At 41.2% G+C, this 21,107-nt stretch carries 19 protein-coding genes; 14 read left to right on the top strand and 5 right to left on the bottom strand.

The genetic code is table 11. The annotated features are described in order from the left end of the window. Positions 1–13: 13 nt before the first annotated feature. From J0X13_RS07110 to J0X13_RS07085, 6 genes are all read left to right on the top strand, one after another. A complete protein-coding gene (locus tag J0X13_RS07110) occupies positions 14–2,362 on the top strand; it encodes an alpha-L-rhamnosidase-related protein (RefSeq protein WP_207070717.1) in 2,349 nt (782 codons plus the stop codon). A 27-nt stretch (positions 2,363–2,389) separates the two neighbouring features. Further along, positions 2,390–3,277 (top strand): sugar phosphate isomerase/epimerase family protein, encoded by an 888-nt coding sequence (locus J0X13_RS07105; protein WP_207070716.1) that lies wholly within the window; start codon positions 2,390–2,392, stop codon positions 3,275–3,277. Positions 3,278–3,505: 228 nt separating this feature from the next. After that, the gene (locus J0X13_RS07100; protein ID WP_207070715.1) at positions 3,506–4,120 is read left to right on the top strand and encodes a nitroreductase family protein; all 615 of its coding nucleotides are present in this window, start codon (positions 3,506–3,508) and stop codon (positions 4,118–4,120) included. A 280-nt stretch (positions 4,121–4,400) separates the two neighbouring features. Beyond that, on the top strand, positions 4,401–6,017 hold the full coding sequence (locus tag J0X13_RS07095; RefSeq protein ID WP_207070714.1) for a carboxylesterase/lipase family protein: 1,617 nt from the start codon (positions 4,401–4,403) through the stop codon (positions 6,015–6,017). A 27-nt stretch (positions 6,018–6,044) separates the two neighbouring features. Continuing rightward, positions 6,045–9,809, top strand: coding sequence for a family 78 glycoside hydrolase catalytic domain (locus J0X13_RS07090; RefSeq protein ID WP_207070713.1), 3,765 nt, complete (start codon positions 6,045–6,047; stop codon positions 9,807–9,809). A 50-nt stretch (positions 9,810–9,859) separates the two neighbouring features. Next, positions 9,860–10,423, top strand: coding sequence for a YceI family protein (locus J0X13_RS07085; RefSeq protein WP_207070712.1), 564 nt, complete (start codon positions 9,860–9,862; stop codon positions 10,421–10,423). Between the two features lie 57 nt (positions 10,424–10,480). On the opposite strand, the gene J0X13_RS07080 is transcribed toward J0X13_RS07085, so the two are convergent. Continuing rightward, positions 10,481–11,113: a helix-turn-helix transcriptional regulator gene (locus J0X13_RS07080; RefSeq protein ID WP_207070711.1), complete on the bottom strand. Its 633-nt coding sequence runs from the start codon at positions 11,111–11,113 to the stop codon at positions 10,481–10,483. Positions 11,114–11,200: 87 nt separating this feature from the next. Between J0X13_RS07080 and J0X13_RS07075 the strand changes: the two genes are divergently transcribed. Both J0X13_RS07075 and J0X13_RS07070 read left to right on the top strand, forming a co-directional pair. After that, the gene (locus J0X13_RS07075) at positions 11,201–11,809 is read left to right on the top strand and encodes a superoxide dismutase (protein ID WP_242535631.1); all 609 of its coding nucleotides are present in this window, start codon (positions 11,201–11,203) and stop codon (positions 11,807–11,809) included. A gap of 145 nt (positions 11,810–11,954) precedes the next feature. Next, complete coding sequence (locus tag J0X13_RS07070; protein WP_207070710.1) at positions 11,955–12,485, top strand: NADPH-dependent FMN reductase; 531 nt, start codon at positions 11,955–11,957, stop codon at positions 12,483–12,485. Between the two features lie 132 nt (positions 12,486–12,617). Here the strand turns inward: J0X13_RS07070 and J0X13_RS07065 are convergent, their stop codons facing one another. The 3 genes from J0X13_RS07065 to J0X13_RS07055 form a co-directional block, all read right to left on the bottom strand. Then, positions 12,618–14,105 (bottom strand): serine hydrolase domain-containing protein, encoded by a 1,488-nt coding sequence (locus J0X13_RS07065; protein WP_242535630.1) that lies wholly within the window; start codon positions 14,103–14,105, stop codon positions 12,618–12,620. A gap of 98 nt (positions 14,106–14,203) precedes the next feature. Continuing rightward, the gene (locus J0X13_RS07060) at positions 14,204–14,833 is read right to left on the bottom strand and encodes an NAD(P)H-dependent oxidoreductase (protein ID WP_207070708.1); all 630 of its coding nucleotides are present in this window, start codon (positions 14,831–14,833) and stop codon (positions 14,204–14,206) included. Between the two features lie 38 nt (positions 14,834–14,871). Then, the gene (locus J0X13_RS07055; RefSeq protein WP_207070707.1) at positions 14,872–15,321 is read right to left on the bottom strand and encodes a DMT family transporter; all 450 of its coding nucleotides are present in this window, start codon (positions 15,319–15,321) and stop codon (positions 14,872–14,874) included. Between the two features lie 175 nt (positions 15,322–15,496). Here J0X13_RS07055 and J0X13_RS07050 point away from each other — a divergent pair, with 175 nt between their 5' ends. Genes J0X13_RS07050 through J0X13_RS07025 form a run of 6 tightly spaced genes read left to right on the top strand, consistent with a single transcriptional unit; the run spans position 15,497 to position 20,749 of the window. Then, on the top strand, positions 15,497–16,954 hold the full coding sequence (locus tag J0X13_RS07050; protein ID WP_207070706.1) for a serine hydrolase domain-containing protein: 1,458 nt from the start codon (positions 15,497–15,499) through the stop codon (positions 16,952–16,954). A 4-nt stretch (positions 16,955–16,958) separates the two neighbouring features. Next, positions 16,959–18,287, top strand: a complete 1,329-nt coding sequence (locus J0X13_RS07045) for an amidohydrolase family protein (protein WP_207070705.1) — start codon at positions 16,959–16,961, stop codon at positions 18,285–18,287. 24 nt (positions 18,288–18,311) lie between these two features. Then, positions 18,312–18,656, top strand: a complete 345-nt coding sequence (locus tag J0X13_RS07040) for a 5-carboxymethyl-2-hydroxymuconate Delta-isomerase (RefSeq protein WP_127022734.1) — start codon at positions 18,312–18,314, stop codon at positions 18,654–18,656. A 9-nt stretch (positions 18,657–18,665) separates the two neighbouring features. Continuing rightward, a complete protein-coding gene (locus J0X13_RS07035) occupies positions 18,666–19,808 on the top strand; it encodes an alpha/beta hydrolase-fold protein (RefSeq protein WP_207070704.1) in 1,143 nt (380 codons plus the stop codon). A gap of 4 nt (positions 19,809–19,812) precedes the next feature. Then, positions 19,813–20,274 carry a nuclear transport factor 2 family protein gene (locus J0X13_RS07030; protein ID WP_207070703.1) on the top strand — a complete coding sequence of 154 codons (462 nt, stop codon included), beginning with the start codon at positions 19,813–19,815 and terminating at the stop codon, positions 20,272–20,274. Between the two features lie 52 nt (positions 20,275–20,326). Next, on the top strand, positions 20,327–20,749 hold the full coding sequence (locus J0X13_RS07025) for a hypothetical protein (protein ID WP_207070702.1): 423 nt from the start codon (positions 20,327–20,329) through the stop codon (positions 20,747–20,749). Positions 20,750–20,754: 5 nt separating this feature from the next. Here the strand turns inward: J0X13_RS07025 and J0X13_RS07020 are convergent, their stop codons facing one another. Further along, the gene (locus tag J0X13_RS07020) at positions 20,755–21,054 is read right to left on the bottom strand and encodes an antibiotic biosynthesis monooxygenase family protein (protein ID WP_207070701.1); all 300 of its coding nucleotides are present in this window, start codon (positions 21,052–21,054) and stop codon (positions 20,755–20,757) included. Positions 21,055–21,107 lie beyond the last annotated feature (53 nt).

Genomic DNA, 21,107 nt, shown 5'->3' with positions numbered 1-21,107 from the left:
TTACACTGACAATATGAAAAACTTACTAGCATTACTGATTTTATTTTCGGCCCTGGCCGTAACCGCTCAACGTAGACCGGATGCCGAAACTGAATGGACCGCAACTTGGATTACGTTGGGAGATGCAGATGCCGAAGCGGCCGGAATGTATCTTTTCCGAAAATCATTCGACCTGGATGCAGTTCCAGCTGAATTCCCGATCCGCATTTCTGCTGATAACCGCTATAAACTTTTTGTTAACGGAACATTGGTTTCTGTAGGCCCAAACTGGGGGGACATCAAACATTGGAATTACCAATCCATGGACATCGCCTCACATTTAAAGCAGGGCGAAAACACCTTGGCAGTAAAAGTCTGGAACGAGGCCGATCTACGTGCCGTGGCACAGTTTTCCTTTAAAACGGCATTGATCCTACAGGGACAGACCGAGTTGGCCAAAGTCGTTGATACCGATAAGAGTTGGAAAGTGACCGAGGATAAAAGTTATACGCCTTTGGAGCAGCATATCCGTGGATACTATGCCGCTGGAGCGGGTGATTTTATTGATATGAACAAAGCGGTGACCAACTGGAAGGCCCAGGATTTTGATGATAGCTCATGGGAATCTGCAGATACAGTTTTTGAAGCAGTACAACAGGGTTTTGGATTCAGACAGCAAGAAGGGTGGAATTTGGTTCCATCCATATTACCTGAAATGGAATTGACCGAGGAACGTTTGGTGACTACGAGAAAATCCGAAGGGGTGAAAGTTCCATCTGCCTTTCCAGCCCAACCTGCATCCATAAAGGTTGATGCGAATTCCAGTGCAAAGATTCTTTTGGACCAAGAACATCTTACCAATGCCTACGTAAGTCTATTATTCAGTGGTGGAAAAAATAGTGTGATCACTTTATCCTATGCCGAAGGACTTTACGATAGCGAAGGGGCCAAAGGCAATCGCGACATTATCGAAGGAAAGACCATGACCGGAAGAAGGGATAGTATTATTTCCAATGGAATGGACAATCAGGAATACACTTCTTTGACCTACAGGACATATAGGTATGTGGAGTTGGATGTAAAGACCAAGAATGAACCTTTGACAATCAATGATATCTATGGTACTTTTACAGGGTATCCGTTCCAAATGAAGGCCAATTTAATGTCCGACAGGGAAGAACTTTCCGATATGATGGAAATTGGTTGGAGAACGGCTCGCCTCTGTGCAGTGGATACGTACATGGACTGTCCTTATTACGAAAGGCTTCAGTATGTGGGAGATACCAGAATCCAGCATTTTGTATCCTTTTATAATAGTGGGGATGATCGTTTGATCAAAAATGCCATCAACCTAATCGATTATTCAAGACAGCCCAATGGACATACGTTGAGTAGATATCCGGACAGACAGGACCAGGTGATCCCTACCTATTCCTTATGGTATGTGAGCATGCTCTACGATTATATGATGTATGGAAGTGATGCGGATTTTATTGCCGAAAAATTAATGGGGTCCCGCCAAGTATTGAACTACTTTATTACGTATTTGGATGATGATGGCTCCCTAAAGAATGTTCCTGGTTGGAATTACACCGACTGGGTGCCAGAATGGAACTTTGGTATGGCACCAATGGCAGAGGATGGATCTTCAGCTGCCTTGGATCTTCAAATGTTACATGCGCTGCAATCCGGAATTGCTTTGGAAAAGGAATTGGGCAAACCAGAATTCGTTACCCTTTATACCACAATGGCCGATCAGTTGACGGAGACCATCAAAAGAAAGTATTGGGACGAATCCAAACAATTGTTTGCCGATACACCGGCTAAGGACAAATATTCCCAACATGCCAATTCGTTGGCCATTTTGGCCAATATCGTGGATGAGGAAACAAAAAAGGCCATAGGTAAATCACTGTTGGAGGATGAGTCGTTGGCACCAGCTTCCATTTATTTTAGCTACTACTTACATTTGGCTCTTAACGAGGCAGGTTACGGAAACCAATACTTGGATTGGTTGGACGTTTGGAGAAAGAACATGGAACTTGGCTTGACAACATGGGGAGAGACCTCCCAGGTGGAGACCACGCGTTCCGATTGCCACGCTTGGGGTTCTAGTCCCAACATTGAATTTTTCAGGATTCTTTTGGGGATAGAAAGTGCTTCGCCCAATTTTAAAACCGTTAGGATAGCTCCAAATTTGGGAGACATCAAAAAGATTGGAGGGGAAATGCCACACCCATCTGGAATGATTTCTGTAAATTATGAGAAATCTGGAAAAAAGCTGAAAGCAACGATTACCTTGCCTCAGGGAGTTGAAGGTGAATTTGTTTGGAACGGACAGGTAAATGCATTGCAAGCGGGTGAGAATAAAATCAACCTGTAAATAAAAACTCATATAAACTAAACAATTATGATTCGTACTTCTTTTATCAAAACATATTGGCTGATGGCTTTATTGGTCACAGCGGTATTTACAAAGATGGATGCCCAACAAAACTTTGGTGGTTTGGCTTTGTACACGCTAAGGGACAACATGAAATCTGATGTTGAAGCTACGCTTCAAGAAGTTGCGGATGTAGGATATGGTTATGTGGAGGCTGCTGGATATTCCGAAGGTAAATTTTATGGAATGGAGCCCGCCGACTTCAAAGAATTGTTGAGTTCAAAAGGATTGAAGCCGATCAGTACCCACCAAAGGGTTACTGAGATGGAGGAAACCGATGCCATGGTTGCCGCAGTTAAAGAAGCAGGGTTCAAATACTTTGTGGTGCCTTCTCCACCCAGAAGTTTGGTGGAGGTAGATAGAGAAACCAGAACCATGAAAATGAAAGGAACCTTGGATGATTTTGTTGATTTCCTGACCGAACTTGGAAAAAAATGCGAAATAGAGGGTATTCAGCTTCTATATCATAATCATGATATGGAATTGAAGCCAGATGAGAATGGCGTAAAACCTTTGGACTACCTTTTGGAATACACTGACCCAAAATATGTGAATTTTCAAATGGACCTGTTCTGGATGACAAGGGCCAATGCCGACCCAGTTGCCTATTTTGAAAAATATCCAGGCAGGTTTAAAAGTTGGCACGTGAAAGATATGGATGAACAGGATAGGTTTGCTCCAGTCGGGAAGGGAAAAATAGATTTTAAAAGGATCTTGGCGAGCAAAAACAAGTCGGGGATGCAGTATTTCTTTGTTGAGCAGGACAGGGTTTTTGATGGACTTAAGCCATTGGAGGCAATAAGAATCAGTCATAAAGGCTTGAAAAACATTGGTTTCGATAAGGTTTTGGAATAAACCAACCAAACAACCTTTTTTATAAAGGTGATTTTATATACGCTGGGCTACAATAGGACAACTATTTGGCCCAGCTTTTTTTTTGTGCCTTCCCAAATTTTGTTTTGTTATAATTTAAATAGGTCAAAGTGTCGAATGTAAAACCAAAAATGAATTGCGTTAATATGATCATGAATTGAGGCAATTAATAATTGTTCGGATACTTATCATTGTAAAAAAAGTAACTAAATGATTATAACAACAGAAGAAGACCAAATTAGATTAGGAAACATAGCAGATACGGAATATGAAATCTATGCGCTGCTCAAACAGCGATACAGTCCCAGAATATTTAGAGAAGAGAAATTGAAATCTGGCCACATCAGACAATTATTTGAGGCTGCCCGATGGGCCGCAAGTTCTTTTAACCGACAGCCATGGCGATTTATTTATGCTGAAAAAGGCTCTGAAGCCTATGATAAAATGGTTGATTGTCTGAGCGATTTCAATAAATCCTGGGCGGTTAATGCACCTTTTTTACTATTGACCGCATATAAAGAGAAAACCGAGGACGGCAAGGAAAACTTCCATGCCCTTCACGACCTTGGGTTGAGTTTGGGAAATATGACAACACAGGCCCAATATTTGGATATAGCCTTGCACCATATGGCCGGAATTGATTGGGAAAAGGCCCAAAAAGTATTTAACGTTCCAGAAGGGTACCACATAAGCACTGCAATAGCTATAGGCTATTATGGTGGTAACATGGAAGATTTGTCCGAGGATTTACAAGAAAGTGAGCTGGCAGAACGAACAAGAATGCCACAAAAGGATTTTGCTTTTAAAGGCGAATGGAAACATTAAATGGCCTTCCTTAAAAATCAAATTTCAAAGCTCTCGAGATATCAATTTCGGGAGCTTTACTTTTTGGAAAAATACGGGCATGATTCAATCTTTGGAACAACGAAAGTAACGAATAACAGGTTTTTGGCAGAACAGACAAGAACAGTTATTCAGCTGTTATATCTTATTATTGATTGGAATATGTGAAATGAAAAACTTGGCACCTTTAACCGATTATTCTGGAATCATAAAAAAATAATGTAGATTCTAACCAATAAAAACACTAACTAAACAAACTAACATGAAATTGAAAAAAGCACTTTTTTTGTTCCTAATTGTTGTAGGAACAAGTTCTTTACACTCACAAAGTGAAGTTGTTACAGGAGCGGATGTGGCCGTTACCGATACCGAATCGGGAAAAGTCCGTGGGTTTATCCAAAACGGAATATATACCTATAAGGGCATACCCTATGCAACGGCAGATCGTTTTATGCCAGCTAAAAAAGTGGAGCCGTGGGAGGGAATAAGAAGTTCTACCATGTACGGTCCGGTAGCACCGTTGATGACACCGACCACTCAAGTCCAAGATGAATCAGAGTTCGTTTTTGATCATGATTGGGGCTATACCAGTGAAGATTGTTTGAGGCTGAATGTATGGACCCCTAGCATTGACGATGATAAAAAAAGACCTGTCCTTTTTTGGATTCATGGGGGAGGCTTTACCGCAGGTTCCAGCCAAGAATTGCCATCTTACCATGGTGAAAACCTCAGTAATAAAGGGGATGTGGTAGTAGTTTCCATCAATCATCGATTAAATATCCTGGGCTTTTTGGATCTATCGGCTTATGGTGATAAATACAAAGAAACTGCCAACAATAGTATGTTGGATATTGTTGCTGCATTGGATTGGGTAAAAGCCAATATTGCCAATTTTGGCGGAGACCCCAACAATGTGACCATTTTTGGTCAATCCGGTGGAGGAGCCAAAGTAAACACCTTAATGGCCATGCCACGGGCAAAAGGATTATTCCACAAAGCCATCAATCAAAGTGGTTCGTTCAGGGGAAGCTTGTCCAAAAAAGAAACCACTAGAGCGATTGCAGCTGAGGTGTTGAACCAACTTTCGTTGTCCGAAGACCAAGTAGATAGTCTGCAAACTGTTCCTTTTGATGAATTGAGCAAGGCAGGATTGGCAGCTCTGGAAGTAGTGGCCGAAAAAATGAGAGAAGAAGGCAACGCACCGGTAGGATTCGGTCTAAGCTGGGGGCCAAGTATGGATGGCAATGTCCTTCCCCACGACTTATTTTCGGACGAAGCGTTTCAACTTTCCAAGGACATCCCCTTAATGGTGGGTACCACCAAAAATGAATTCACCCCTTTTAGGAACGGCCGTTTTTTCAATGCATCCGAAGATGAGGTGATGGCGCATATCAAGGAAACTTATAAGGATAAGGCGGATCATTATGTAACCGCTGTAAAAAAAGCCTATCCAAACGACACAAGACCATCCGATTTAATGGACATTGATGCCACCTTTAGGCCAGGAGCAGTGTACCAAGCCAATAAAAAGTCACAATTGGCGGATGGCGCACCCGTTTACATGTACATGTTCACGTGGCAGTCCCCTGTTTTTGATGGGAAATACAAGGCCCTACATTGCATGGAACTCCCATTTGTATTTGATAATGTAGAAAGAGCCAGACAGATGACAGGTGGCGGATCGGAGGCTCATATGCTTGCCGATAAAATGAGCAGCGCCTGGATCAGTTTTGCCAAAACAGGAAACCCTGATCACGATGGCATGCCACAATGGCCTCAATACAACACGGAGAATACGCCTACCATGTTCTTTGATAACACCTGTGAGGTAAAACCACAACATGATAAAGAATTTTTGGCTTTGATGGCCGAACGTTAAATAAACAGCACATTTAAAAAGTAAACAATGAAATCATTCCCGAAAACAATTGCTGCCCTAATCTGGGGTAGCTTTCTTATGGTTATTTCCTGCGGTTCCCCAAGTACCGAAATACAAAATCTACGGATATCCTATGCAGAAAAACCTTTGGCAGTAGAAGATGAAAACCCATTGTTCGGTTGGCAAATGAAATCGGATGTTGTCGGACAGGAACAACAAGCCTATCAAATAAAGGTGATGAAGTCTGATGGAAGCCCAGTTTGGGACAGCGGAAGGGTAGAGAGTGGTATATCCAACAATGTTGCGTACGAAGGAGATGCTTTGGAACCCGAAACCGCGTACACCTGGAATTTGACCGTTTGGGATGTGGAAGGAAAAACCTATACACAGACATCCGGTTTTGAGACAGGCTTAATGATCCCTAGTTTGTCTGCCTGGGATGGTGCCCAATTTATTGGAACCAACACCTTGACATTGGACGCGACATCGGCATTGCTTTTTGATGTTGAAACCGATGTTCAGATCTTGGAAGGAAACACGGCATCGTTGATCATCGGTGCCAACGACTATAGGTTTAACGATAAATTTCAGAATATCAATAATGTTGAAGGAGAAAACTATCTTAGAGTGGAACTGGATGTTTCCGGGGTGGGAAGTGCTTCCGGAGCAGCTTTGAAAATTTATCGTGTCGGCTTTGATGTAAACGATTCTGAGGAAATCCCTTATATGGTGATTTCCAAAGAAAATTATCCTCAGACCAATATCAATGAGTTGATCACATCACGCAACAAGAATGAAAAAAACACCCTCAAAATAGAGGTGAATGCGAGCAACATTGTCATTAAGATCAATGGAGAAATGCTGCAGTTGGAGCCTGAAGATCCCAATAACCCTGTACCCCCTCAATTTAGGGAGGTTGGTTTTTCGGTAACAGGTTCCAGTGGTGGAGGTAATTTTCTCACCTATCCACATATTAATTCCGTTGGCTTTGGTGCGGAGCCAGGGAGTAGGGTTGTTTTTAAGGATTATAAAATTTTGAACGCTGGGAAAAGCGACCCGAACAACAATACGGTTTTTGGAAAGGATGTAGGGGCAACTTATTCCATATTTGAAGGGTTTGAAGGTGTTTCCGTCAATCAAGAAGGTAATATAGAAGTAACCAATGATTCGGACCAAACCTTGATTCAATATGCAGACCCTAGTCATGGGTCGGCGACCATGCTCCGTTCAGAGTTCAATACCGGAAATAAAGCTATTGCCAAGGCAAAACTATATGCGACCTCCATGGGTTCCAACGAGGTCTACATAAATGGCGATAGGATAGGGGAGGATTGGTTTGCGCCAGGGGCCACGCAATTCCGTGAAACCTTGGGTTACTATGCCTATGATGTAACCGAACAGATGAATCAGGGTGAGAATGTCATTGGTGCGTTGATTTTTCCTGGATGGTATACGGGATACATGACGTATACCCCTTCCAACTTTAACTTTTTTGGAGATACGGAGGCATTGTTGGCCAAGTTGGTCATTACGTATGCTGACGGAACCGAACAGACCGTGGTCACCAACACGGACTCTTGGAAAATATTTACCGAGGGCCCCGTAGAGTATGGAAGTTTTTTCCAAGGGGAACGCTATAATGCCCTCAAGGAAGAACGTATCGCTGTTGATGGTAATGCCAATGGTTGGACCACCACGGCTTACGAAGCCGATGGTTGGGCCCATGCTGAAGTGGTTGAACCTCGTGAATGGATAGATTTTGAAATCGTTTCCCGGTACGATCGACCCGTTCGCGTAGTGGAACGCTTGCAGGCCAAGGAGCTCATGGAAGTTCATAGCACAGACGAAAAAACGTATACCTATAATATGGGGGTAAACATGGTCGGGGTGCCTTCAATTACTGTGCCTGAAGGATGGCTGAAAAAGGGGGACACCGTTATTTTAAGATATGGAGAACAGGTTTATCCAGGTTTGGATGGTGATGAACCCCAATACATCGACATGTATGGTTACGAGAATGGAAAAGGTATTGCGGGAAGAATACTTACCGAGAATTACAGAGCTGCTATGGCAACCGATTTTTATGTTGCCAAGGATGGAGCACAGACCGTTATTCAGCCAAAAACAACTTTTAGGGGATATCAGTACATTCAAATTACATTGCCCGATCATACCGGTGCTTTGCCTTTGGAAAACGTAATTGGTTTATCGCTTTCTTCTGACGAATTGCCCACAGGAACCTATGTTGCGGCCACTACGGACAAAGAAACAGGGGAATTGGCCAATCAACTTTTCAAAAACATACAGCGCAGTCAATTGGGGAATTTCTTTACGCTCCCTACCGATTGCCCACAACGTAACGAGCGTATGGGGTGGACAGGAGATGCCCAAGCTTATACAAGAACAGGTACCTATAATTCGGACACTTACAATTTTTTTAGACAATGGATGGTCGCTTTGCGCGATGACCAAGGTGTAGGTAGTGAAACAGAAGCTCCGGGAGGTATAGGCAGTACGGTGCCTACGTACAATATGAAGGACGATACCAGCTTTGCCAATGGAACAACTTGGGCCGCGGCAGTATGTATGGTGCCATGGCAGTTGTATGTTCAGTATGGCGATACCAAGGTTATCGAAGAGAATATGGAAACCATGCGCCTATGGTTGGATGGCATGGACCATTATGATTTTAACGAAGAGTATACCTATTTGTCCTCCAAAACAGATGGGCTTGCCGATTGGTTGGCCATGGATAACAATACGCCGCCAGAATTAGTGAACAATGCCATTTATATTTATATGATGGAGGTTACAGCGATTATGGCCGATGCCATTGGCGAAACCGCCTACGCAAATGAACTAAGAGATAGACACAGTAAGGCGAAGGATGAATGGAACAAATTTTTTGTCGATCCCGAGTCGGGAAGGACAAGGAACCTTAATGGCCTTATTGTACATTCACAAACATCCTATGCAACCCCACTTAACTTTAATGTGTTCAATGAAGAAAACAGACCCAAAGCAGAAGCTTATTTGGCGGAACTGGTATCGATGCCATCTTCCAGTAATACAAATGCAGATGGTACCCGAGTGGAATATCCGATGAGAGAAGGACCATTGGGCGGTTTTGGAATGAATAGCGAACAGGTTACCGAGGATTTCTTGCCCTACACCATAACCACAGGTTTTTCGGGAACACCGAATATCCTGCCCTCCTTAAGCAGGGGAGGTAAGGTCGATGAAGCTTATAAATTATTCTCAAGTACGGATTATACCTCTTGGCTTTATCCTGTTACCAAAGGGGCTACTTCCATTTGGGAACGCTGGAATGGATTTACGGCAGCATTTAAGGGGAATAACGAAAACAGAATGAATTCCTTTAACCACTTTGCACTTGGTGCTGTTGGTCAATGGATGTATGAGTTTCAATTGGGTATTACAACGGACCATGAATCGGGAGAAGCTGGATACAAACACTTTGTGTTGCAGCCACAGGTGGCAGGTAAGTTTGAATCCCTATCGGGTAGTTACGAATCCAATTATGGAATCATTCACAGTAGTTGGACATCCGATGGAGAAGGGAATATGACCTCTTACAAAACCACGGTTCCCGCTAATACCAGCGCCACCCTGTATTTGCCAATGGGAGGGGATAACGATTCCTTTGAGGCGATAGAAGGAGTAACGTACACGGGAACAGAGGTACGTAATGGAATCGAGGTAGGAGTATACGAATTAAGCTCTGGAACCTTCAATTTCACACTTGCTGATAATACAGTAAAAGTTGAGTAAAAAAGAATTTAAATAAAACCTATACAATCACATTTAAACAATCACAACGTATGAGAAAACTGTCATTTTTTCTAGTAATGGTTCTTGCAGGGACCACAATTCAAGCACAATCCACTTGGAAATCGGACAATGCACATTCCAAGGTCGGATTCAGTATTACCCACTTAATGATTTCTGAAGTGGAGGGAAGTTTCGGGGAATTTGATATTACCGCCACCGCGGAAGATGATTTTGATAATGCTTCTTTTGATGTAGATATCAAAGTGGCAAGTATTGATACCGATAATGAAAACAGGGACAACCATTTAAAAAGCCCCGACTTTTTCGATGCAGAGAAGTACCCTTCGATAACCTTTAAAAGTACAAGCTTCGAAAAAACAGGGGATAAGACCTTTACCTTGACAGGTGACCTTAGCATGCACGGGGTTACCAAGTCGGTCACTTTGGATGGGAAAGTGAATGGTGTTATCACCGATCAGCGTAGTCAAAAGTTAAAAGCCGGATTAAAATTGACGGGAACTGTAGACCGTTTGGAATTTGGGGTAGGAGGCGATACCCCCACATTGGGGGATGAGGTAGAGTTTACGGTAAACCTGGAGATGGCTCAGCAATAGTATAGTGTATATCAACCCTAATGTAAAAGGCTGGGCAATTTTGTATTGTTCGGCCTTTTACTTTTCTTGAATTAGATAAGCACAGCGTCTTGCACCGGCCAAGATGTGATCGACACGCTCTACATTGGTATTTGGTCCCAATACCGATTGAAATGTATTGAGTTCAGTGTCGCAAAATCCTTGACATATGGTGGCCGCAGCGCAAATAGGGCAATGGTTTTCTATCAAAAGGTAGTCACCATTCCCATGTTGTTCGTACGTGGCCATATACCCCTCTTCTTTACGCAACTCGGCCAATTTTTTAACTTTTTCTTCCAAAGTTGCTTCTTCAGGAATGGCATTGCGATAGTGCTGTTGATTGTCCTGCCCCGTGGAACTTATAAGCTCGGTCAATGTATCCTCTCCAAGATGCTCCTTTATTTTATTGATAAGTCTCAGTGTCAGTTCAGAATGGGTATCTGGAAATTTGGAATGCCCTTTTTTGGTCAAGGACCAGACTTGTTTTGGGCGCCCCCTTCCCTTAGCCCTACTTTCAGATTTAACATACCCATCATTGGACAGTTTTAAAAGTTGAAATCTGGCCCCTTCCGTGGTTACCCCCAAAGTTTGAGCCAATTCTTTCAAGGTTTTTTCACCTTCGTTTTTGAGAATCCAAATAGCCCGTTCATTTTCTGGAATACTATTATTCATAATAAACAAAGTAAATATTTGGTTTATTATACAAATGTAATATCTTTGTACTGTTTTAAAAAGTTATTTAATTCAAAACTACATATTATGAGTTACAAATTACCAGAGCTACCTTATAGTTACGATGCACTTGCACCATACATTGATGCCAAAACCATGGAAATTCACCATACCAAGCATCACCAAGGTTATGTAAACAAATTAAATGCTGCTTTGGAAGAGTCAGGTATTGAGGGCACGGACCTGAATAGCCTTTTTGGAAAAATATCAAAACTGTCCACTGCGATTAGAAATAATGGTGGAGGCCACTATAACCACTGTTTATTCTGGACCATATTAACACCAAACGGTTCTGAAATGCCAGCCACTTTGTCCAAGGCAATAGATAAAACATTTGGTTCCTTGGATGAGCTTAAAACAAGCTTCTCCAATGCTGCGGCGACCCGTTTTGGTTCAGGTTGGGCTTGGTTGATTGTTGATACGCACGGCAACTTAAAAGTTACTTCTACACCAAACCAGGATAACCCATTAATGGATACGGCTTCGGACCAGGGAACTCCAATTTTGGCCCTGGATGTTTGGGAACATGCATATTACTTGAACTATCAAAACAAGAGACCGGAGTATATCGATGCATTTTGGAACCTTGTGAATTGGAAAGAAGTGGAAAAACGTTATCTAGCGGCCATATCATAATAATGATTAGACCTAGAACTGATCCAGGATGGCCATTGCTGTCCTGGATTTAATTTTAATTATTATTCCATAATTTACAGGCTTCCAATTTCAAATTGGCAATGGTATTTTTACCTGGTATAAAAACCCCTCAAGAAAAGGAAACATGAGAGTACTTGTTTTTAACGGAACAAATTCTACCAAATCCAATGCCGCCAACCACATCGTTGATTATTTTAAAGCAACCTTGCAAGGCATGGGTGTTGAAGTAGTGGTTTTTAATTTGGCCGAAAACAGCATTCCTTTTTTTTCTGAAGATAGCGAGGGCGTTCCCCCATCGGTATTAAAAATGGTGGAGCTGTTCCGCAGTTGTGAAAGACATATATGGTTCAGTCCCCTGTACCATGGAGGAATGACGGGCGCTATGAAAAACTGTTTGGATTGGTTGATTGTAAGTGCTCGAGAGAAAGAACCTTATCTGAGTCACATAAAAGTAGCTTTGATTTGCTGGGCCTACGGCGGAAATGCCTCAACAGGCGTGGATAATATGCGCGTAGTTGCCAATACCCTGAGGGCTTGGACTTTACCTTATAGCGTACCTATTGTTATACAGGATTTGTACGCCAAAGACACAAAAACACTTGCTGTTGAATATCAAGATAAATTTGAACGAATGATGACTTTGTTGATGTCTTGAACCCAGCTCCCATTTAGGATACGTTCATTTTTAAATCTCGGATATGGACGCTGATCAGGTTTAAGCAAACAAAAAAACACCCTACCAATAATGGTCGGGTGCTCTATTAAAAAGTATGTTCCAATGTAAGTTCTAGGATTTCACTTTTTCATATACCAAGGAACCTGTTTTAAGCGTGTCGTTGCTTATTTTAAAGTTTCTTGATAAAACCCCGAGATAGCTACTGTAACCACCCTTATCATTTCCGAATATTTTACCCTTTAATACCCCCCAATTAAAAATGTAGTGGTCATCTTCCCTGTAAATTTCAATGGTGGGCCAGTTTGTGGTGCTTTTATAGGTGCCGACAATACTTTCGTTATCATTGTTGGCGATAAGCAATTCTGAATCATTAGGATATTGGATGTCATCCTCCCTTTCAAAACTTTTATCAAGTCCTGTTTTTTCAATATTCAGAATACTGTCCGCAGATTGCTTGTTGATTAGATTATAGCCATAATTTGCCATCAAATGAGGCAATAGGTATGCTCTGTTATCATTTGAAAAGGCGATGATTCCTACTTTTTTATCGGGCATAAAAGAGATATGAAAGCTAATGCCGGCCAATCCTCCAAATCGGGTCAAAATCTTGTTGTTTTGATATTCCGCAATGTCCCAACCCAAACTATAGCCATTCCGTTGGTACGTATAGTACTTTTTGTCCTGAGCGGTTGTTGCAGTGTGAAGGTCGGACCATGAACCTTTGTTCAATAGTACATTATCCTGATTGATATTTGCTGCCAACCATTTTGATAGATCGTTTATGGTTGAGATGATTCCTCCAGAGGCATGCATGGTGATCTCCGATTTATAGATACCTTTCTCAACAATTCCTCTTTCTTTGGTAACAGTCAATGAAGGGCGAATGTTTTCAATAGCATAGTCACTGATGTTGGCACTGGTGCTTTCCATTTGCAAAGGGGTGAAGATATGTTCCTCCATCAACGCTTTCCATGTTTTTCCCGTTACATTTTCTGCAACCATCCCAGCTATGATCGGTCCCACATTAGAATATCGATAATTACCGGAAGGGTCGAATAGGAAATCTGTGTTCAGGTCTTCAATTAATTCTTCGTTACCACCGCTATACCCTAAAAAGGCTGTTTTCCAGGTCATGCTGGTGCTAAAGGTTCCATGGGTATGGTTTAAAAGATTTTTAATGGAAATGTTCCCGGTATCAATACTGTCGCTATAATTCAGTTGTGGAAGATATTCTTGAAGGGATTTGTTCAAATCCAATACATTTTTTTGCTCTAAAATTTTGAGCAATGTTCCTGTGAAGGATTTTGTACTTGATGCAATATATAAAGGAGCATCGTTGTCCAAAGATGATGCTTCACCATCTAGAATTTCCCTGTTCAGTGCAAATGAATATGCTAAGCCATTTTCGTCGACCACCGCAAATATGAAATCCCCGTACAGCTCTTTTTCCTGATAGATTTCTATTGCCTTGCTTTGAAATCGAGATGAAAATTCTGGGTGTTGGTCCTTGAATTTGCCCGTGTTTTCCGAGGATATGCCTTTGCTTGTTCCACAGGAATAAGTACTAAGTATTAGGGTCAATAAGAATAACAGTCTCATAAATTGATTTGTTTTTTGATTTAAGGTTTTGACGAACAAACTCCAGGATAGGTTACATTTTTCTTTAACTCGGGATTCCATCCAGGATAAACACATTGTTAAATTTCCTCGAACAATATTTCTTTGGGCTTACGAACTTTTTTTCTGAATTGTGTATGGTCTTCTTCGGATCGATACCCGACCGGAGCTATTACTGCCGCATTCAACCCTTTTTGATCAAGACCTAAAATGGAGTTGAATTTTTCTTGCTCAAATCCTTCCATTGGGCAGGAATCGATTTTAAGTTCCGCACATGCTGTCAAAAGATTGGAAAGTGCCAAGTAGGTTTGTTTTTCCGACCAGTTTTGCCACTCTTTAATAGGCTTTGAGGAGAGACTCGTTTTAATAAAATCTCCGTACCCCTCTAATTTTTCCAATGGAGTATTTTGTATTTTGGAGGTTGCTTCGATAAAAGCATCAATGTCTCGGTTGTCTCTTTCCGTATAATTGCAGAACACAAAAATATGTGAGGCATCCGTCAATTGGGACTGGTTCCAAGCGGCTTCCCGTAGTTCCTTTTTCAACTCTTTGTTTTGTATGATTAAAACCTTGTACAGTTGTAGGCCGTAAGATGATACCGATAGTTGTACGGCCTGCTTTAGTTTTTCCAAATCATCTTTGTTGATAGATTTGGATGAATCAAACTTTTTAGTCGCATAACGCCATTTCAAGTTTTCCAATAATTCCATAGTCTTCGTTTTTAAATTATTTTATCCGTTACTTCTTTCTAGCTTTTATTGATCAATAAAATGCCAAGGGTCATGGCCAATAGGCCCAATACTTTTTTGACCACCATCGGTTCTTCGGGCAGCCCAAACCATCCGTAATGCCCAGCTATTGCCGAAAAAATGAGTTGTCCGAACAATCCCAAGGAAATCATGGTGGATATGCCCAGTTTGGGAATGGTATAGTAATAAAGCCCTATTCCGATGACACTGAACAAGGCTCCGGTGAACCATAAATGCTTGGGAATACTGAGCAAAAGAGATGTCTTTGGTATGTTTTTGACACTTAGCACAACGGCCAACAATGCGAAGAGCATGCTAAAAAAGAAGGCCGTCAGTGAAGCTAATAGCGGATTTTTGAGCTGAACACCAAGTTGTGCGTTCAATCCCCCCTGCATGGCCAAAAACACGCCGCCGATAAAAGCCAATAAAATGTTGATATACTGGTTCATGACTTCTCTTTTTGATGTCACAAAACTAGGTGGAAAGCTTTCGAGAAATCTTAAAGTACATTAAGAAATAGGAAAGGGCATAGGTCTAATTTTGATTTCTGGTCAATCAGATAAATCGAATTTCTTAACTAAAGTCAATGGACAACACATTGCCACAAAATAGTTTTGTTGAATTATGAAGGATTCACATAGTACATACAAGTTGATGCAAGTTCTTGGGTGTCAGCACCTATTCATTTGGGTCATGTTGGTTTGTCCCATATTTGGTTTTGGTCAGACCGACATCAAAGAGGAAAGCCGGATTGATGCATTTTTCAATGATTGGAATCTGGACAATCACCCCGGTGGAGTAGTGGGGGTTATGAAATCCGGAGAGATTACATACTTAAACGCTTTTGGGAATGCCAGCTTGGAATATAAGGTTCCCAATAACAGGTCCACCTTGTTCAATATTGGATCCATATCAAAACAATTCACGGCAATGGGGATTGTGCTTCTTCAACAAAAAGGACTATTGTCTGTTGATGATAAGGTTCAAAAGTATTTCCCTGAGTTTCCAATTTTCAGTAATCCCATTACCCTAAAACATGTATTGCAGCATACAAGTGGATTAAGGGACTTTCACGAATTAATGGCACTTGCCGGTTGGCGGGGCGATGACTATAGAACCAATGGGGATGTAGTAAGGTTGCTACAAATGCAAACGGATTTGAATTTTAAACCAGGCGAAAAGTTTATGTATTCCAACACGGGATATGTTGTGCTGGCCGAAATTATTGAAAAAGTTACGGGAGAGGATTTCAAAGTATGGATGCAAAACAATGTTTTTGAACCGCTACAACTAAAGCGAACCTATGTGGAGGATAATAATCAGCACATTGTCTCCAACAGAGCCACATCGTACTACCATAGCCACGATAAGGTTTTTGAAATGGCGCAGGCCTATTGGGCCTATACCGGTGCGGGAAATATGTATTCCACTGCTGAGGATTTATTAAAGTGGGCCCATAACTTTTATAACCCCAAAGCTGGATGGGAACAATCTTTTGCCATTCTTCAAACATTGGGCGGTTTAACCAATGGCGACCCTATCAACTATGCCTATGGTGTTTATATCGATGAAATGTTCGGTAAAAAACGGATACAGCATGCTGGTGTTGTAGGGGGATATCGGACTTTCCTTTGTACATATCCCGAAGAAGAATTGAGCATTGTTGTATCGACCAATTTTTCCAATGCACCATTTGGAGAGCGGGCCGATGACATTGCAGGTGTTTTACTATCAGAAACCAGGGGAAAAATGCAACCGTTTGTTCGTTCAGCGCATCAAAATGAAATAAGGCAACAGGAAAGTTCCATGGAGCTGACTGATTGCACAGGTACATTTTATAGTCCGGAAATAGATGCCCATTATACATTTTACTTAGAAGGCGATACCTTAAAATGTTCCCACGGGCGCCATGGAGAATTTACAATGGAAGTAGAGGGACCTGATGTGTTCAAAAGTTCCTGGCCTCTGGAAAGCATCAAGATGTCACGTAATCAAAAAGGAGAAGTAATCGGTCTCCATATATCCACAGGTAGGGTAAAAAACCTGTGGTTCAAAAAAATCAATTCATCATCAATCAATTAAAATCATGAAAACAACAATCATCAATTTAACCCTGATCATATTCGGACTTACGGCCGGTTTTGCCCAAACCGATACGCTTTCCATCGAGAATGTCAATATAATTCCAGTATACGAGAACATCCTTCTCCGCAATCAGAGGGTGGTTGTTGGGAATGGAAAGATACTTCGTATTGAAGACGTGTCAAAGGCATCGGAATATCCCATGGCCAAGCAGATTGATGGTTCCGGCAAATACCTGATTCCCGGATTGCATGAAATGCATTACCATTGGCGCAACAAGGAAGGAGGGATTGAACGTGATTTCAAATTGCTTTTGGCCAACGGAGTTACCACGGTACGGAACATGGCTGAGTACGATTGGCAAGATCATATTGCCATTAGGGATAGTATAGACAAAAACCAATTAATGGGCCCAAATTACTATACTTCGGGACCCTATTTGCAGTCTGGGGATCTAAAAACCAGTGCAGATATAGAGCGCATCATAGCACAGCATTACAACAAAGGATATGACTTTATAAAAATCGCGGATAATCTTCCGAAGGATATCTATCTGAAAGTTCTTGAGAGGGCAGCCGACTATAATATTCCCGTGATGGGGCATGCCCAGCGTGAGATGGACTTGGAGTATTCGCTTCGGATGAAATCCATTGAACATGTAGAGGAGTTTGTGTATTTGTTCGGTGATGAACAAAGAAGGGATAGTCTATTCCTGAAAAATGCCGTAGAGCAGATTAAAAACAGCGGAATTGTCATTGTACCGACCTTGGTGGTTTTTGATATGATCGTAAAATGTTTGGACGACAATAGCTTTGCAAAACTTAAGGAAAAAGAAGTCGCAACATATATGCTGAACGGAGATCATGGGTATTGGGCATCGGACGATAATCCCTATCGTCAAAATTTAAAAGGTAAGGTGATCAACGGAATGGATGCATTGCCATTGTTGGAAGGTTACTTTGAATGGATGAAGAATTTTACCAAAATGTTGGCAAAAAAAGATGTTCCCATGATGACCGGAAGCGATACTTTTGGTTTTGTGGTACCCGGATTTTCCTTGCACGAAGAATTTCAATTTCTTCAAGAAGCTGGTCTATCTCCCTACGAAATACTTAAGGCCAGTGCATTGACACCTGCCCGATATTTGGGTTCTATTGCTACGGAGGGTACTATTACCGAAGGAAAAAATGCCAATTTGGTCCTGTTGAACAAAAACCCGTTGGAAGATATTAAAAACACCAAAACGATTGAAGGTGTACTGTTGAAAGGGGAGTGGTTGGGTCGAGACCAATTGGACAGCTTTTTAAAAGAAGTTGAATCGCTAAATCATTGAAAACTCAAATAAATTAAAATACCTATGCCACATTTTGTGCTGGACTGTTCCAATACGGTCATTAAATCTCAATCCCCGGAATCGATAATGCAATTGGTTTATGATACCGCTAAATCCACAGGTCTTTTTGACCCTAATGATATCAAGGTGCGAATCAATCCCTTTGAACACTATATGGTTGGGAATGCAAAGGATGACTTCATCCACATTTTTGGAAACATCATGGAAGGGAGAACTACTCAACAAAAGGCCAATTTATCAAAGCGAATTGTTTCTGAACTCAAAGGTATGTTCCCCGAAGTTCCTATTATTTCGATAAACATCAGGGATTTTGAGAAAGCGACCTATTGTAACAAAACCATGGTATAATCTTCTACTATGAAAATGAAAGTAATAACGGCGACCATTGCGATTGTTTTGATGTTTTTTGGTGTACAAGCTCAATCGGAGGGTATTCCGAATGTAGTCGGCACCAACCACCTTCTTTCCTCTAAAATATTGAATGAAGAGCGGGGAGTTCAGATTTATTTGCCGCCAGACTATCAAGATTCTGACAAAACATACCCCGTGGTTTATGTGTTGGATGGGCAACGTTTCTTTTTACACGTGGTCAGCCTCAGCCAATCGTTCCAACAATTTAAACTGGCCCCCGAATTTATTATTGTGGGGATTAACAATAGTTATCCCAACAGGTTTGGGCATTTTGGGAAGGAAAAGGAAAATTTCAAGGGCTTTTTAAAAGATGAATTGATGCCCTATGTGAACGAAAACTTCAGAACCAAGGGAGAAAACCTGCTTTTTGGTTGGGAATATGGCGGAAGCTTTGTTTTTCATATGATGATGGACCACCCTACACTTTTTAATGCCTATTTGATGGCCAGTCCATTCCCGATTTTTGATGCTATTGATGATTTGGACACTTCATCCAACATGGAAACCCAGCTTTATTTTGCGGTAAGCCCCGATGAGTATGATGTGATGCACAGTACTGAAAAATTGAACAGAAAACTGACATCGAACCCCATTGATGGGCTTGACTGGAAATATTTTGAGTTTGAACTGGAAGAACACCGTTCCACAGGGTATCCCACCTTGTACCATGGATTGCGGGACTATTTTAAATATTATCAGGAGTTTGAAACGAACAACCTGATAAAATTTATCAATGCGGGAGGTATGGCGTATGCTTTGAATCATGCTCGGGAAAGGGCCAAGCGCTATGGGTTTGAACCTAATCTTTCGCTATGGTCGCGTTTTACCATTGTTCGCAGTGCTATGCGGGCCGATGATTTTTATCATTTTGAAACCTTGTTGAATTCCATGGATAAAGATGTATTTATACAAGAGTTGATAGAAAATAGGGACTATGCCGTATCCCAAATAGCCACATTTTATGAAAAAAACAATCGGTTTCAGGAAGCAATTGAACTATATGATCTTTTGTTGAAAAAGTATCCGAATTCAGAAAGCTTGTTGACCAAAAAAAAGAATGCAATCCAACACTTGACCAAAAAACAATAGAGAAATGAAGCTTAAATACATCCAAGGCATATTATTATTGAGTATTACTTTTAATCAAATCAATGCTCAGGATCCATCACATACAAATAAAGATCCCTTAAATCTTATATTGGATCAATACTACAAATTAAACCTAAAGGTTTTTCAAGCAGACTCGACTCCAGAAGACGTTGACAATATCTTTGAACTGTTTACCAACGATTTTACTTATGTGCATCCCCAATATGGAGGAGTATACACCAGGGAAGATCTATACAACGGTTACATACGCAACCAGAACAATGGTGGTTATGATGGCAGTGTGGTCGATATCAAAATGGAAAATAAAATTGTTGGGCTGAATGCCATTGCCGTCAGCAAACGTTTCATAAAAAAAGAGGAAGACAAAATAGTGGAGGGAGAGGCCCAAATGGCTCTTTTTGAGTTTAAGGATGGAAAAATTTATAGGATTACCGAGTATTGGTAGCCTTTTGAAGGAATAATTAATAAAACGAAATCTAAAAATCAATCAATCAAAAATGAAAAATAAAATAGGACTTATAATATTGATTCTATTACTGGGATATGGGATTATTCGAATTGGTGTCGGTACCGTATTGCTTGCTCAAACATCGGAAATAATAAGTTTTGAAGAGCTTAATGACGCTACTTTAGAGGTTGAAAAATTTATAAATGCTCGTTCAAGTAAACAGTTGGTCCCTTTTACTACTTCAGGATATTTTGCCTATATCCTGGTAATGGGTATTTTGCTAACAGCAGGGGCGGTAGGTATTATAGCGCGTGGCAAATGGGGATTCTACCTGTTGTGGATTTATATAGCCATGCATGCTGCACTTTTTGTAAACTATCAGGAAATCAATCCCAAAATAATTGTACTGGCAATTCAGATTATTTTACTGGTAGTATTGACTTACCTAAGACCTGCAAAAAGGTTGAATTGATATTTTTACAACAGTAAATCTTTTTTCACTTCCATATTGAACAGTACTGTAATTCCCTCACAATACTCATTCATCCGTTGCAGGTTTTCTAGAGCTGTTTTCGGCAATTTTTGTCTAGCGGACTCCCAGCAATTCTTGTTTGGCCATTGGGCATAGGCTATATAGCTGCCCGCCTCATTTTTATGGAGCCTGGAGCCAAGCCCTCCGGCATGTGCTATAAACGACTCTGTTGCAAGCTGCCATGTTCTCTCAAAGTCTTTTTCAAGACCAGGGACAACATCAAACTGATATATTACCGCATACATACTGAGTGTTTTTTATTTCCTAAAACTGTAAGATATCTTCTAAAAGTCAAAGA

Source organism: [Muricauda] lutisoli (nom. illeg.) (genome assembly GCF_017313105.1).
Taxonomy (GTDB): Bacteria; Bacteroidota; Bacteroidia; order Flavobacteriales; family Flavobacteriaceae; genus Flagellimonas; species Flagellimonas lutisoli.
The sequence above is the reverse complement of the archived record's forward strand: the minus strand, read 5'-3'. Positions and strand labels throughout refer to the sequence as shown.